The following is a 14,640-nucleotide window of genomic DNA, read 5'->3' as shown; positions in this document are numbered from 1 at the left end:
CGGCCGTAGCGGGTGAGAACCGCGCGAAAGGGGGCGCCTTCACAACTGGAGGGCGCACTCCCCTACTGCGTGACACCGCACAATCACTCCTCGCGCGTCACCGAGAGGCGCAGGAAGTGGGCGGAGCAGGAGATGCAGGGGTCGTGGTTGCGGACAGCGCGCTCGCTCAGGGCGGCGAGCTCTTCGTCGGAAGCACGGCCGGCCGTGAGACGCGCTTCCAGCACGCGCCGTACGTCCTCTTCGATCGCGCCCTGGTTCTGGGACGTGGGAGGGACGAGCACGGCGTCGGTGACGGTGCCGTCGGCGTCGAGGGTGTAGCGGTGGTAGAGCAGGCCGCGTGGCGCTTCGGTGGCGCCGTGGCCGGTGCCCGCACGAGCGGGGACGTCGACGTGGGATGCGGGCGGTGGTTCGTACTCGTCGATGACGCGGAGCGCTTCCTGGACCGCGTAGAGCACTTCGAGGGCGCGCACCACGATGCTCCGGAAGGGGTTGCGGCACACCGCTCCCCCAGCCGGGTCGCCGAGCGCCGCCTCGCGCGCCAGTTCGCGGATCTCGGGTGGCAGCCAGCGGCCGCTGATGGCGAAGCGGGCGAGTGAGCCCGCCAGGTGGCGGCGCCCGTCCAGCCGGGCCTGAAGGGCTGTGGAGTAGGGCACCTGGTGCTCGACGACATGCTCGCTGAAGGCGCTCAGCGGGAAGGTGCGCGGGGCCTGCGTTTCCGCGCCGGGTGCGGGCAGCACAGTGGGGGTGCCGGACTCGATGGCGTATGTGCCGGGTTCGGCGAGAGCGAAGAAGTCGTGGTCGCTGGTGGCGTCGGGGAAGTCGAAGCCGGCCACCCATCGCACCGTCGCCTCCGCGTCGTCCCGGGCGCGGCGCAGGCGCTCCCGCAGGGGGCGGAGCTCGGTGCGCGCTGGCACGCGGTGGAAGCCGCCGAGGCGGACGTTGACCGGGTGGATGGAGCGTCCGCCGAGCAGCTCGACGATGGCGTTGCCCGCCTGCTTGAGGCGCAGGCCGCGCTCGACGTCCGCCGTGCTGAGCCGGGCGAGTTCGACGATGTCGGAGCAGCCGAAGAAATCGGGCGCGTGCAGCAGGTAGATGTGCAGGGTCTGGCTCTCGATCCACTCCCCGCAGTAAAGCAGTCTGCGCAGGGCCGCCAGCTGTCCGCCGACGGTGACGCCGCAGGCGTCCTCCAGCGCGCGGCAGGCGCTCATCTGGTAGGCGACCGGACAGATGCCGCACACCCGGGAGGTGATGTCGGGCGGTTCGGTGTAGGAGCGTCCGCGCAGGAATGCCTCGAAGAAGCGCGGCGGTTCGTAGACGGACAGTCTGCTGTCCACGATCCGGTCGCCGCGCAGCCGCAGCCGCAGGGTGCCCTGCCCCTCGACGCGGGTGAGCGCGCCCAGGGGAAGTTCTCTTTCGGTGTCCGCGCTCATCCGAGTTCCTCCTGCCGTGATGCGGCGTCGAACTCCGGTGCGGCCGTGTTGAAGGTGCGCAGTACGCGCACGATGTCCAGGGTCGTCATGCCGTCGCGGCGCAGCAGCGGGATGAAGGCGGGGAATTTGGTGGAGTACGAAGGGCCGAAGCAGCCGTAGCAGCCGCGTCCGTAGGCAGGGCACAGCGCCCCGCACCCGGCGTGCGTGACCGGCCCCAGGCAGGGGATGCCGCGGGCGACGACGATGCAGGGGGTGCCGCGCCGTTTGCACTCGAAGCACACGCTGTGCGCGGGAGTGTCAGGGGTGCGCCCCGCGAGGTAGGCGGTGATGACCTCCAGCAGCTGCCCGCGGTCGATCGGGCAGCCGCGCAGCTCGAAGTCGACCGGCACATGGGCGCTGATCGGGGTGGAGGTGGCGAGGGTGTCGATGTATTCGTCGCGGGCGTAGACGGCCGCGCGGAACTCGGCCACGTCCGCGTAGTTGCGCAGTGCCTGGATGCCGCCCGCCGTCGCGCACGCGCCGAGGGTCACCAGACGCCGGGAGACCGCGCGCACGTGCTGCACCCGTTCGGCGTCCTCGGGGGTGGTGATCGAGCCGTCGACCAACGACACGTCGTACGTGCCTTCGTCCGGCGCGGTGACGGCTTCGTGGAAGAACGCCACCTCCACCTTCCCCGACAGCGCCAGCAGGTCGTCCTCGCAGTCGAGCAGCGTCAGCTGGCAGCCGTCGCAGGAGGCGAACTTCCAGACCGCCAGCCGGGGCCGCGCGTCCTCCGGCTCCTCGTCGCTCATCTCACAACTCCCTTACGGCGAGCAGCGGTTCGGCGCGATCCCAGCGAACCACCGGTCCGTCCCTGCACAGCAGCAGAGGGCCGAGCTGGCAGTGGCCGCAGTGTCCGGTGCCGCAGTGCATGGTGCGCTCCAGGGAGAGCTGGATCCGGTCGGGCGCGATGCCCCGGCGCGCCAGATCACGAGCGGTGGCGCGCATCATCACCTCCGGACCGCACAGGAACGCCACCGTCCGGTCGGGGTCGAAGCCGGCCCGGTTGAGCAGCCCGGTCACCACTCCTACGTCGCCGCGCCATGTGTCGTCGGGCCGGTCCACGGTGACCAGGACGCGAGCGCCGGCGTTCCGCCACCGTTCCGGCTGGCCCGCGTAGAGCAGGTCGCCGGGGCTCCGTGCGCCGACCAGGACGTTCAGCCGCCCGTACCGCTCCGGTGCCCTGAGCGCCGCGGTGATCAGCGTACGCAGCGGGGCCAGGCCGAGGCCCCCCGCGACGATCAGCAGGTCGAGACCGGCCGCGGCGGACAGGTCCCAGCCCGTGCCGAAGGGGCCGCGCACACCGACCGGGGCGCCGGGCTCCAGGCTCGCCAGCCTGGTGGAGATCGCGCCGACGGAGCGCACGGTGTGGGTCAGCCGGTCCCCCTCGATACGGGACACCGACAGCGGGATGTCTCCGACGCCGAAGCCGAACACCATGGCGAACTGCCCAGGAGAAAAGGGCGGCAAGGCAGAACGCACCGGCTCCAGCACGATCGTCGCCGTGTCGGAGGTCTCGCGTCCGCGGTCCACCACCCGGTAGGGCGACGGTGGCAGCGCGGGCCGGGCATCGGGCGCCAGGACCGTCATCCGACCGCGCCCCGGACGCCGGATTCGTGGCTCTTGTCGTTTCCGTACAGGTCCAGCAGTCGGGTACGGGCAGAGCGCAGTCGCTCTCCGATCACCTGGTCGGCGATGGTGCGGAAGAGCGCGAGACCGGCGGCCGGCTGGTCCTCCATCGCCGCGCGTACCCGGGCGGCGTCGAACTCCCAGGCGTGCACCGCACTGCGGGTGCGGGCCCCCAGGTGCCAGCGGTACGGCTCGAAGAGCCAGGACCAGCCCAGCAGTTCACCGTCCGCGACGGTCTCCACAACCACAGGACCGCGTCCGGGGATGTGCACATCCAGCGCGACCAGGCCGCTGCGCAGGACCCAGAACCGGTCGGCGACGTCGTCCTCGCCGAAGATCCGGGTCTCCGCCGGCAGGGTGACCTCGTGCGCGAAGCCGAGCAGCCAGCCGCGGTGCACCGGGGGCAGGGCTTCGAGGAAGTCGCGCCGCCCGGCCGTCACCGCGACACCTCCCCTGCGCCCCTGGCCGCTGCCCGCTCGGCGTTGAGCGCGTGGGCCTCCTCGGTGATGTCGATACCGACCGGGCACCACACGATGCACCGGCCGCAGCCCACGCACCCCGTGCTGTCGAACTGGTCGTGCCAGGTGCCGACCTTGTGGGTGAGCCACTGCCGGTAGCGGCTGAGCGGCGACGCCCGGACCGGGCCGGCGGACAGGTGGGTGAAGTCCACGTCGAAACAGGACTCCCACCGCCGCCACCGCTCCGCGTGCTCACCGGTCAGATCGGTGACGTCCTCCACGCTGGTGCAGAAGCACGTGGGGCAGGCCATGGTGCAGTTGCCGCAGGTCAGGCAGCGCGCGGTGACGTCGTTCCAGCGGTCGGCGTCCAGCGTCTCCTGCATGAGGGCCCGCAAGTCCACCTCGGGCATCGTGCGCCCCATCCGCCCCGCTGCTTCCTCGACCAGCCTGCGGGCCGTGCCCGCGGTCTCCTCGTCGGCCGGTACGTGCGGCAACCGGGAGAGCACTTCCTCGCCCTCAGCGCTGCCCGCCCGGGCCAGAAAGCGATGGCCACCGCCGTCGACCACCTCGGTGAGGGCCAGATCGTAGCCGGGGCCGACGGCCGGTCCGGTCCCCATGGACACACAGAAGCAGGTGGCACCCGGCTCGGTGCACTCAACCGCCACCACGAACGCCTGCCGACGACGGGCCGCGTACCGCGTGTCGGCGTGCGGGCCACCGCCGAGCACCCGGTCCTGGATGGCGATCGCCCGCAGGTCACAGGGCCGCACCCCGATGAACGCGTACGCCGGCGGCTGGCTCGTCTCTTCCCTGACCTCCATGTCGCCGTCCGCCGTGAGGTCGGCGGTCCACTGGCGCTCGCGCTGCGGATGCAGGTACGTCTTCCACGACTGAGGGCCCGCGCTGTGCGCGAAGGCCGCCCCGTCGGTTCGGGACCGCAGCCGGTAGTGCCCGGCCTCCAGCTCCACCCCCCACCCGTACGGCAGCTCGGCGCCGCTCGTGATCTCGGCCAGCACGATGGCCTGGTCGCGCACGGTCGGCCCGATCACCGTGCGCCCGTCTCCGGCCAGCAGCGCGATGAGCGCGTCCAGCCCGTCCTTGTCGAGCACCGTGCTCGCCGGTGTGCCGACAGTCATCGCTCATCTCCCGGTGCGGGGGGCTGGGACGCGGCCAGTATCAAGCGCGACCCCGGCCTCCCGGACCCACCGACCACGGGGATGGGCCCAGACGGACGTCTGTCGTCCCTCCGTACGGTGGCCGCACGCGAGTGGCGCCACTCGCTCCGCGTGCCGCGGTAGGAAGGACGGAGTGAGCCCTCCGCACGTCTCCTCGCGCATCGTCGTCATCGGGATCGGCAACATCCACCGCCGCGACGACGGCGTCGGCCCGGCTGTGATCACCCGCCTCACGCGCCAGGTCGAGGAGGGCACGCTGTCCGCGTCCGTGGGGCTGCACGTGAGCGACGGGGAGCCCGCCCGGCTGCTCGCCCTCTGGGAGAGCGCAGACCTGGGCGTCGTGGTCGACGCCGCCCGGAACTCACCGCCGGCTCCGGGGCGGGTGCACCGTCTGGAAGCCGACGGCCTCGTGCTGCCCCCTGCCGCCGACGCAAGCTCGCACGGCCTCGGCCTCGGCGACGCACTGCGGCTCGCCCACGCCCTGGACCGGCTCCCCCGGCGCCTGGTGGTCTACGGCGTCGAGGCTGCGGACACCGGCTTCGGCACCGGACTGACGCCCCGGATCGCCGAGGCAGTCGGACCGTTGACCGAACGGGTCGTAGAGGAACTTTGCGACCCACGGTTCCGCGCGCGTCCCGGCCGCGATGGCGAATCGGCATCCACGTGTCTCAGTGCGGACCACGGCGGCGTCTGAGCGGGTGCCCCCCGATCGGGCGGGTACACGTGGCAGGAGCCCCCGTGCTCTGCTCCTCTGGAAACAGGCGACTCACGCGCCGCGGACCGGCGGCGACAGTAGGGAGAGCCACAGAGATGGACTACGCCCGCACCATCACCCTCGACCTGCCCTACGAGCAGGCGGTCCCGAAAGTGAAAGAAGCCTTCATGGAACAGGGCTTCGGCACCCTCACCGAGATCGACGTGACCGCCACCCTCCGGGAAAAGCTGGGCCACACCATGGAGAACTACGTGATCCTGGGCGCCTGCAACCCCCAGCTGGCCCACCGTGCCCTGGACGTCGAACGAGAAGTCGGCCTGCTGCTCCCGTGCAACGTCGTGGTCCGCACGGCCGAGAACGGCAAGACCGTGGTACAGGCCCTCGACCCCGACGTCATGGTCGCCGTGCCCGAACGCACCGAGATGCAGCCGATCGCAGAAGAAGCCGCCGCCCGCATCCAATCAGCCCTCGACACCCTGCGCACCACATCGCCGAGCTGACGGCTCCCCGGCGCGTACGACGACTCCCCGGCGTACGACCATTCCCGACCCCACCGGGACCGGCGCGCTTGAAGTCGGCCTGATCAGGTAGCGGACCAGCCACCGGAGCACCGTCATGCAGCCAGCCACGCCGGAGTCGGAGGAGTCAGCGCTCCCCGTGGAGGTCGACCCGCGTGAGCCGCTGGCCCGTCTGCGGCAGGATCTCAGGACCGGGCCGCAGGGGCTGTCCCGCCGGGAGGCGGAGCGGCGGGCGGCCGTATACGGTCCCAACGAGGTCCGCAGGGAGCAACGAGGCCGGCTGCGGCGCGAACTGGGGCGCCAGCTGGTGCACCCGCTCGCCCTGTTGCTGTGGGGGGCCGGAGGGCTGGCCTTCGTGGCCGGGACGAGCGTGCTGGGGATGGCGATCGTCGCCGTCATCCTCCTGAATGCCGGGTTCGCGCTGCTCCAGGAGCGCCAGGCGGAACGCGCGGTCGAGGCGCTGGCCACCTTCCTCCCCGCGCATTCACGGGTGGTACGCGACGGCCAGGAGCAGACCGTGGAGGCGACTCAACTCGTTCCCGGCGACCTGATCGTCCTGGAAGAAGGCGACAAGGTCCCGGCCGACGTGCGGCTGGTGGAAGGTGCGGTGGAGATCGACCTGTCGATGCTGACGGGCGAGTCCGCACCCGTGGAGCGGGCAGCGACCCGGACCGTGGCCGGTGCTCCCACTCTGCGCGAACCGAATCTGGCCTTCAGTGGCACCGCTTGCGTGGAGGGACAGGCCAAAGCCGTCGTCTTCGCAACCGGCCGGCACACCGAACTGGGCCGTATCGCTGCGCTCAGCCAGCGCACCCGACGCGAGGGCAGTCCGCTGGAACGCCAGGTCAAGCGGGTGGCCTGGTTGATCGCGGCAGTCGCTGTCGGAATGGGAGCCGTCCTTCTCGTCATCGGGGCAGCATCGGGCCTTCCGTTGAAGGACGCCCTGACGTTCGCGATCGGGCTGCTGGTGGCGAACGTCCCCGAAGGGCTGCTCCCGACCATCACGCTCGCGCTGGCCATGGGGGTGCGGCTGCTGGCGCGGCAGGGAGCGGTCGTCAAACGCCTCAGCGCGGTCGAGACGCTGGGCTCGACGCATGTGATCTGCACCGACAAGACCGGCACCCTGACCCGCAACCGCATGCGTCTGCGGTCCGTGTGGACGCCCACCGGTGGGGAACACAGCGCCGAGGGCCAGAACCAGAGGGAAGAGGGACAGCGCCAGGGGAAAGACGTCGTCAGACTCGCGCAAGCGATGTCCGAGTGCACGACAGTCAGCCGCTCGGAGAGCGGGGAGCTTGCCGGCGATCCCACAGAGGTCGCGCTGGTCGAGGGGGCCGCGCACCTGGGTCAGGCCGTGGACCTCGACGCCCGGGACCTGCGCAGACGAGCCCTGTTCCGCTTCGACCCCCGGCTGCGGACGATGTCGGTCGTCAGCGAACTGCAGGGCGAACCGACGGTCAGCGTCAAGGGCGCTCCGGAAGCGGTGCTGCCCCGGCTCGCCGGCGGAGCGGACACCACGGCGGCGCGCGAGGCCGTCGACGCGATGGCGCACGACGGGCTGCGCGTTCTCGCCGTCGCGACACGGACGCTGGAGGCCGACGGCCTGCCGTCGCGGCGGGAGGACGTCGAGTGTGACCTGGAGCTGCTGGGTCTCGTCGGACTCCACGATCCGCCACGTCCCGAGGTCGCCGATGCGGTACGCCGCTGTCACGACGCCGGGCTGCGGGTGCACGTTGTCACGGGCGACAACGGCAGCACCGCCGCCGCGGTGGCTCGGGAGGTGGGTATCGGTGATCCCGGACTGAGCGTGCTCGCGGATGCCGAGTCGGTCAGCGAACAGCGGCTGGACGAACTGCTCGCCGCGCCCGGTGAAGTGGTGTTCGCCCGGGCCTCTCCGGAGACGAAACTGCGGGTGGCGGACGCCCTGCGGGACCAGGGCCAGATCGTTGCGATGACCGGTGACGGGGTCAACGACGCACCGGCACTGCACCGGGCACACATCGGCGTCGCCATGGGACTGTCCGGCACGGACGTGGCCAGAGAAGCCTCCACGATGGTCCTCACGGACGACAACTTCGCCACCATCGTCAAGGCCGTGGAGTCCGGACGCCGGGTCTACGACAACGTCCGCAAATTCATCCTCTACATCTTCGCGCACGCCGTCCCGGAGATCGTGCCGTTCCTGGTGTACGCGCTCAGTGGCGGCGCGATCCCGCTGCCCCTGACTGTCTTGCAGATCCTCGCGATCGACCTGGGCACCGAGACGCTGCCCGCCCTGGCACTGGGCCGGGAACCAGCCGAACCCGGACTGATGACACGACCTCCCCGGCGTCCCGGGCACGGCTCCGGGGTGATCACCAAGGACATGCTGATCCGGGCATGGGCCTCTCTCGGGCTGGTCTCCACCGTGCTCGTGATGGGGGCCTACTTCTACGTACTGTGGCGTGCCGGCTGGACACCCGGCACCTCCACCTCCGCGGGCAGCGCCATGCACCAGGATTACCTCACCGCCACCACTGCCACGTTCGCAGGCATCGTCATGTGCCAGGTCGGCACCGCGATGGCGGCCCGGACCGACCGGGCGTCGTTGCGCGAGGTCGGACTGACGACCAATCCCCTGCTGCTGGCGGGCATCGGCTTCGAACTCGTCTTCACGGCCGTGCTGGTCTGGGCGCCACCCTTCCAGAGCGTCTTCGGAACCGCCCCGTTGCCCTGGGACGTCGTGGCGCTGCTGCTGACGTTCCCCGTGCTGGTCTGGGGCACCGACGAACTGCGGCGTTCGCTGCGACGGCGTCGTAAAGCGGCCTGAGGCCGGCCTATTCGTGCGGCACGACGGCGACCGGGCACGCGGCGTGATGCAGGGCCGCATGGGTGACCGGACCGATCCGGGTGGGAAACGGATGGCCGCGCAGCCGACGGCCCACCACGAGCAGGCTCGCGCCCTTGCTGCTCTCGACGAGAAACGGGGCACTGGCCCCCATGGCCGGCTCGGTTTCCACTCCGACGTGCGGAAAGCGGCGCCGCCAAGGTTCCAGCGCCCGGTCCAGCTCGGCCTCGGCACGGTCTCCCGCGCGGACCAGGACGGCCGGGTCCGGCAACGCGGACGGATACGAGTAGAGGGCCTGCACGCTCCACGCGTGGGCGACACGGAGGACCGCTCCGCGGCGGTCCGCCGTCCCGAAGGCGAAGTCCACGAGCGGAGCGTAAGCGTGCGTCAGGTCCACGCCCACAACGACGGGTGCCGCAGCGCCCTGGCTCCTGGCGTCGGGGTGCCGCACCGCAACGACCGGCATGGTGGCGTGGGCGATGACCGACAGCCCGACCGAGCCCAGGAAGAACCCCGTGACCGGTCCCAGCGCCCGGGACCCGATGGCGAGTACGGGTGCGCCCTCGGCCGCGTGCAGCAGCGCCCGCACCGGACTCTCGCCGAGCACGTCCTCGTCGATGCCCAGCCCCGGCGAGACTTCGGTCGCGGCCTCGGCCGCCGCCCGGAGGTTCTGCTCCGGCCAGGGCGCCGTCCGGCCACGCTCGGTGCCGGTGCCGGTGCCGGTGCCGAGGTCGGGCGTCCTTCGCCGGCCCACCGCCGTGACGATGTGCAGCCGGATACCGCGCCAGGCGGCCTCCGCAGCCGCCCAGCGGGCAGCTCTCAGGCTCTCGTCGGAACCGTCGACCCCGACCACCACCGCGTTCACCGGGCAACGTCTCCCTCTGGCGCTGTCTACGGGCAATCGGCCTCCCGCCTCCCCTCTCAGGGGATCACCGATGGGTGCTTCCGGCCACGCGAGCGCATCCGGCCTCCGGTTGCCGAGGGTCCCGCGGTGCGCGACCGTACGAAGAACGGACGGACGTGACGCAAGAGCGAGGGCGGGAGATTCCCGTGCAGCTGCCGCAGACAGTCGTAGGCACGGACGGTTCACCCCCGGCCGGGGCCGCAGTGGAACAGGCCGCCCGGGAAGCAGCGTGCCACGCTGCGCAGTTGCGGATCGTCTACGCCGTCAGCCTGGTGCCGCCTCCGGGAATCGCCTCCGTACTGGACGAAGCCGGGGAGAAGGCCCTGCGGGAGGGCGGGGAGCGCGTGCTGGCCGAGGCCGAGTCCGCCGCGCGGGCTGTCGCACCGGAGGTCGAGATCAGCACCACGCTGGCGATGGGCGACCCGCGCCAGGTGCTCGCAGAACTGTCCCGGGACGCGCTGATGACCGTCGTCGGCAGCAGCGGGAGCAGCGGCATCGCCAGTGGCCTGCTCGGTTCCGTCTCCAGGCATCTGACGACGCATGCCGCGGGGCCCGTGATGGTGGTCCGCGCTACCCCGGTGCCCGCCGCGCCCATCGTTGTGGGCATCGACGGCTCGCCCGCCGCAGAGGCCGCGACGGCTTTCGCCTTCGCCGAGGCCGCCGCGTGCGGGGAGCCTCTCGTGGCTCTGCACGCCTGGTCGGAGTGGCGCGTACCGCCCGTGCCCCCGGAGGATCCCGAACTGAGGTACGCGAAGGCTCCCGGGGAGCTCCGAGCGGGTGAGGAGCGACTGCTGGCAGAGCTGCTGTCCGGGTGGGGCGAGCGCTACCCCGGGGTCACGGTCGAGCGTCGGACGGTACGGGAGCGGGCGCGGCAGGCGCTGATCGAGGCAAGCCGTTCGGCCCGGCTCCTCGTGGTCGGGAGCAGAGGCAAAGGCGGCTTCGCCGGCCTCCGTCTGGGCTCGGTCAGCACCGCGGTTCTCCATCACGCGCACTGCTCGGTGGTTGTGGTCCGCGGCGGGAGTGATGTCCCGGACTCCGGTGGGCAACTCCTCGCGCGGCCTGCTGTCTGAAGGAAGGCCGGGACCGGGCACTGTGCAGGGAACCTCCCGCCTCAGTTTCCGGCGGGCCCCCCGAGGCTGATGGTGCAGGTCTCACCCGGAGGTACGGTCACGGCACGCCCGCGTACGGAGAAGCGCAGCGGCGATCGCTCCGACAGCGGGAGGCTCACTTTCAAGATGTCACCGCGCATCTGGACGCTCACGCCCCAGTGCTCGCGGAAACGGACCGCGAAGCCGTAGGTGCACAGCTCCGGGATGGGCGCCGGGTCGACATGGAGTGTGTCGTCCCGGACTTCCAGCCCGGCCAGCCCTCGCTGCACGAGGTCGAGAGTGCCGCCCATGGCCCCCAGGTGAATGCCTTCGGGCGTCGTCCCTCCCTGGACGTCGGCGACATCCCCCAGCAGCGCCTCCTGCATGTAATGCCACGCGTCCGGGCGACGTTCGCGCGAGAGCAGCCAGCCGTGCACCAGGCCACTGAGCGTGGAGCCGTGACTGGTTCGGGGGAGGTAGAAGTCGACCGTGCGGTCCCAGGTCTCGTCGTCGAGGCGGTACCCCAGCCGGTGGAAGACCGCTGCCAGCTCCGCCGGCGAGAACAGGTATCCGAGCATCAGGACATCGGCCTGCTTGGAGACCTGATAGCGGTTGACTGTATCGCCCTCGGCCTCCAGGAGACGGTCCAGCCGGCGAATCTCCCCGTAGCGGGCGCGATAGCGCTCCCAGTCCAGCTCGGCCAGCAAGTGATAGCCGTCGAACTGGTCGATGACGCCGCGGTGGAAGGGAATCCGCAAGCGCCGGGAAACGTCCTCCCAGCGCGCCAGTTCTTCGTCGGTGAGCGCCATGTCCGCGAAGAGGTGATCTCTCCGCGGGTGCGGAAGCCGGCCGACGAGTTCCAGGGCCCGGGTGAGCACCCAGGAAGCCGTCACATTGGTGTAGGCGTTGTCATCGACCCCAGGACGTTCGGAGTCGGGATACGCCTCGTGGTATTCGTCCGGGCCCATCACCCCCCGGATGCGGTACCGCTCGTGCGCGGGATCGTACTCGGCCAGCCCGGACCAGAACCTGGCGATCTCCAGCAGCATCTCCGCGCCATTGGTGTGGAGGAACTCCCGGTCCCCGGTCGTTTCGGCGTAGCGCCAGACGTTGTACGCAATCGCCGAGCCGACGTGGTGCTGCAGCCTCGACCTGTCGGGCAGCCAGCGATGGGAGCGGGGGTTGAGATGCAGCGTCTGGGTTTCTTCGCGGCCATCACTGCCGCTCTGCCACGGAAACATGGCACCGGTGTGCCCGGCCTCGGCGGCGTTGCGCCGTGCCGCGGGCAGCCTGCGGTGGCGGTAGTTGAGCAGTGCCTTGGAGACCTCGGGAAAGTGCAGGTTGAAGTAGGGGAGAACGAACAGCTCGTCCCAGAAGACATGCCCCCGGTAAGCCTCTCCGTGCAGCCCTCGGGCCGGTACACCGACGTCGAGACCGGCGGTGTGCGGGGAGAGGGTCTGGAGGATGTGGAAGAGATGGAGCCGCAGGATGCGCCCCGTGATGCCCGGCACGTCCAGATGCGCCCGCTGCCACAGGTGCCGCCACGCCCGGTGGTGGGAGACCACGAGCTCCGGAAAGCCCGGAGCTCGGCTCGCCGCCTCGGTGGCGGCGCTGAGCGGGTCGCTGATACCCCGGTCGCCTGACATGAACATCGCCACCGTCTTGTCCACGTGAACGCTCACGCCGGAGCGCAGGGGCAGCGTCAGACACTGCAGGGCGCGGCCTTCGGACCGCGGGCCGGGCCGCATCAGACTCCCCTCCCCCGCCGAGCACCGCAGCCGCGCCGCCTGTGCCACCGTGATGCACGAATTCCTCGTACGGCACCGCACCCATACGACGTCATCCGCGGCTTCGCCTGCCTCGAGCGACGTCAGATGGTGCCCCGACAACTCCCGGTACCGTGCCACACCGCTGTTGGTGACAGTGGCGTCCAGTTCCGCCTCGACGTCCAGCGCCCCGGACCAGTTCTCGGCGGTGAACGTCGTGCGCAGAGCAGCGAGGTGCGGCTGACCCATGTGCACGAGACGCTGCTGGCCGACCCGCAGCCGGCGCCCGGCCGCGTCCTCCCAAAGGAGATCTCTCGCCAGGCTGCCCGCTTTCAGGTCGAGAGACTGCCGGTACTTCAGGAGGCCGGGCTGGTCCGGCGACCACCAGTCCGCGGCAGGGCCGCTTCCGCTTCTCTCACTGATCCGGAAGCGCAGCGGCAACCAGTTCGGGAGGTTGACCATGTCCTCGTTCTCCACCTGATGCCCCGCCACCACCGATCGCAGCCGGTCGTAGCAGCCCGCCGCATAGGTGCCGGGGTAGTGGTGGTCGTCCGCCTCGGCCTCCGGCGCAGCTCCACGGGTGGCGAAGTATCCGTTCCCCAGCGTGCACAGCGCTTCGCGCAGGCGTTCCTCAGCCGGGTCGTACCCTTCGTACACCCACGACCATTCGGTGCTCATCGGGAAACTCTCGGTACCGCGGTGGCGTTCACGGGCAGAAGCTACCCGCCCACCGCCGCACGAGGACGACGACACAGCCGTGTTCCATCGCCCGGCGGCACTCAGCCGCCGGGCGGCAGGCCCGGGACCACCCCGTCCTGCGCAACCGCCACCAGTCGGTAGCCGTCGATGCCGCTGATCCACTGGCGTGCTGCGGTGCCGAGCACAACCGCTGCGGTGGCGTAGACGTCGGCCCAGGTCAGATGGGGGCCTGTCACGGTGGCCGACAGAAGCCCCGTCGCAGGGGCACCGGTGCGGGGGTCGATGATGTGGTGGCCGCGTTCCGCCGTGCCGGAGGTGGCGACCGCGAGGTCCCGGCCTTCGACGGTGGTGAGCACCTGGCCCGGGCGGCAAGGATCCGCGATGCCGACACGCCACGGCCGGCCGGGCGCGGCCTCCCCGGTGAGCTGGATGTCGCCGCCACCGTTCACACAGACGTTCCGGACACCTGCGTCACGGAGAATGCGGGTGGCCCCTTCGACGGCCCACCCCTTGACCAGCCCGGAGGGATCGAGGCGGCCACCGGGGTGGGCAGTGAAACAGCCGCGGGTGCGCCGCTCGGCCTCCTCACACAGACGCAGCACCGTGGCGACCACCTCCGGCTCCCGGTCCAGGGTGGTGGCGTCGCAGGCCAGGCGGCTGATGGCGCTCTCGGGCCGGTACGTCGAGAAGAGGGCGTCGACGTGATGGAGCCAGCCGACGGCCGCACGCAGGGCACCTGTGACGGCCGGGGTCCGTGGATCGCGGATGTCGAAGGAGAACACCGTGCCCATCACGTGTTCCACATGGCGCAGACCGGTCCTGGGCGCGGCCTCGGCCGGGGGGCACGTCCGCCGGGTCTCAGCCATGGGCCCGGTCCAGTGCGCTCTGGAGGGAGCGGACATAGCCGTCGCTGGTGTACGTGGCACCGGAGACGGCGTCTATCTGTGCGCTCTGTGCGTGCAGCGCCTCCTGGGTGAGACGTGGTACCGCGTCCCTGGCGATCTCCTGATCACGGCTGTTTTCCGAGGGCACGCGCAGGACCTTGACCGCTGTCAGCCGGCCGCCCTTCAGCGTCGCCTCGACCTGGACGGGCCCGTAGCGGGTGTTGATGACGGAGCCGGTGTAGGAGCCGGTGCGGCTGCCGCCCGTGCTCGCGGAAGCGCTGGGGGATCCCGTGCCGCCCGTCGCAGAGGGTGCGGTGGCAGCGGGCGAGTCGCTGTGATGCGGCTTGAACGACAGCAGCATGACGACACCGGCAACGGTGCTGAAGGCGGTGACCGCGGCTCGACGCACGGCGCTCTCCTCGATGGCTGTAGGGATGCGGCAATGGCTGCAGGGATGCGGCGGGGTACGCGGGCGCAAGGCGGTCACGGTCCGGTGGCAGCCGTGGCG

The 14,640-nt window shown here is 71.1% G+C and carries 13 protein-coding genes; 4 read left to right on the top strand and 9 right to left on the bottom strand.

The features are described from left to right. Positions 1 to 83: 83 nt before the first annotated feature. From ITI46_RS05975 to ITI46_RS05955, 5 genes are read right to left on the bottom strand one after another with little or no spacing between them, the layout of a single operon-like run. Positions 84 to 1,430 carry a Ni/Fe hydrogenase subunit alpha gene (locus ITI46_RS05975; RefSeq protein ID WP_209238329.1) on the bottom strand — a complete coding sequence of 449 codons (1,347 nt, stop codon included), beginning with the start codon at positions 1,428 to 1,430 and terminating at the stop codon, positions 84 to 86. Next, complete coding sequence (locus ITI46_RS05970) at positions 1,427 to 2,221, bottom strand: NADH-quinone oxidoreductase subunit B family protein (RefSeq protein WP_209238328.1); 795 nt, start codon at positions 2,219 to 2,221, stop codon at positions 1,427 to 1,429. The genes ITI46_RS05975 and ITI46_RS05970 overlap by 4 nt, the downstream gene beginning before the upstream one ends. Before the next feature lies 1 nt (position 2,222). Next, positions 2,223 to 3,059: an FAD/NAD(P)-binding protein gene (locus tag ITI46_RS05965; RefSeq protein ID WP_209238327.1), complete on the bottom strand. Its 837-nt coding sequence runs from the start codon at positions 3,057 to 3,059 to the stop codon at positions 2,223 to 2,225. Next, the gene (locus tag ITI46_RS05960; RefSeq protein WP_307808073.1) at positions 3,056 to 3,538 is read right to left on the bottom strand and encodes a cyclic nucleotide-binding domain-containing protein; all 483 of its coding nucleotides are present in this window, start codon (positions 3,536 to 3,538) and stop codon (positions 3,056 to 3,058) included. The genes ITI46_RS05965 and ITI46_RS05960 overlap by 4 nt, the downstream gene beginning before the upstream one ends. Next, a complete protein-coding gene (locus tag ITI46_RS05955; protein ID WP_209238326.1) occupies positions 3,535 to 4,692 on the bottom strand; it encodes a 4Fe-4S dicluster domain-containing protein in 1,158 nt (385 codons plus the stop codon). The genes ITI46_RS05960 and ITI46_RS05955 overlap by 4 nt, the downstream gene beginning before the upstream one ends. A 172-nt stretch (positions 4,693 to 4,864) precedes the next feature. On the opposite strand from ITI46_RS05955, the gene ITI46_RS05950 reads away from it, so the two are divergent. The 3 genes from ITI46_RS05950 (at position 4,865) to ITI46_RS05940 (ending at position 8,773) form a co-directional block, all read left to right on the top strand. Then, entirely contained in the window at positions 4,865 to 5,425 is a 561-nt protein-coding gene (locus ITI46_RS05950; protein ID WP_307808072.1) for a hydrogenase maturation protease, read from the top strand. A gap of 116 nt (positions 5,426 to 5,541) precedes the next feature. After that, complete coding sequence (locus ITI46_RS05945; protein WP_209238324.1) at positions 5,542 to 5,946, top strand: DUF302 domain-containing protein; 405 nt, start codon at positions 5,542 to 5,544, stop codon at positions 5,944 to 5,946. Between the two features lie 115 nt (positions 5,947 to 6,061). Beyond that, positions 6,062 to 8,773, top strand: coding sequence for a cation-translocating P-type ATPase (locus ITI46_RS05940; RefSeq protein WP_209238323.1), 2,712 nt, complete (start codon positions 6,062 to 6,064; stop codon positions 8,771 to 8,773). Between the two features lie 7 nt (positions 8,774 to 8,780). On the opposite strand, the gene ITI46_RS05935 is transcribed toward ITI46_RS05940, so the two are convergent. Then, entirely contained in the window at positions 8,781 to 9,656 is an 876-nt protein-coding gene (locus ITI46_RS05935; RefSeq protein WP_209238322.1) for a universal stress protein, read from the bottom strand. A 185-nt stretch (positions 9,657 to 9,841) separates the two neighbouring features. Between ITI46_RS05935 and ITI46_RS05930 the strand changes: the two genes are divergently transcribed. Beyond that, positions 9,842 to 10,765, top strand: a complete 924-nt coding sequence (locus ITI46_RS05930; protein ID WP_209238321.1) for a universal stress protein — start codon at positions 9,842 to 9,844, stop codon at positions 10,763 to 10,765. A gap of 41 nt (positions 10,766 to 10,806) precedes the next feature. Here ITI46_RS05930 and ITI46_RS05925 read toward each other — a convergent pair whose 3' ends face one another. From ITI46_RS05925 to ITI46_RS05915, 3 genes are all read right to left on the bottom strand, one after another. Beyond that, entirely contained in the window at positions 10,807 to 13,227 is a 2,421-nt protein-coding gene (locus tag ITI46_RS05925; RefSeq protein ID WP_209238320.1) for a glycoside hydrolase family 65 protein, read from the bottom strand. A gap of 101 nt (positions 13,228 to 13,328) precedes the next feature. Further along, positions 13,329 to 14,114, bottom strand: a complete 786-nt coding sequence (locus ITI46_RS05920; protein ID WP_247745531.1) for an FAD:protein FMN transferase — start codon at positions 14,112 to 14,114, stop codon at positions 13,329 to 13,331. After that, the gene (locus ITI46_RS05915; RefSeq protein ID WP_209238319.1) at positions 14,107 to 14,541 is read right to left on the bottom strand and encodes an FMN-binding protein; all 435 of its coding nucleotides are present in this window, start codon (positions 14,539 to 14,541) and stop codon (positions 14,107 to 14,109) included. Before ITI46_RS05915 ends, ITI46_RS05920 begins: the two co-directional genes overlap by 8 nt. Positions 14,542 to 14,640 lie beyond the last annotated feature (99 nt).

This window comes from Streptomyces oryzae (assembly GCF_017676365.1).
Taxonomy (GTDB): domain Bacteria; phylum Actinomycetota; class Actinomycetes; order Streptomycetales; family Streptomycetaceae; genus Streptomyces; species Streptomyces oryzae.
The sequence above is the reverse complement of the archived record's forward strand: the minus strand, read 5'-3'. Positions and strand labels throughout refer to the sequence as shown.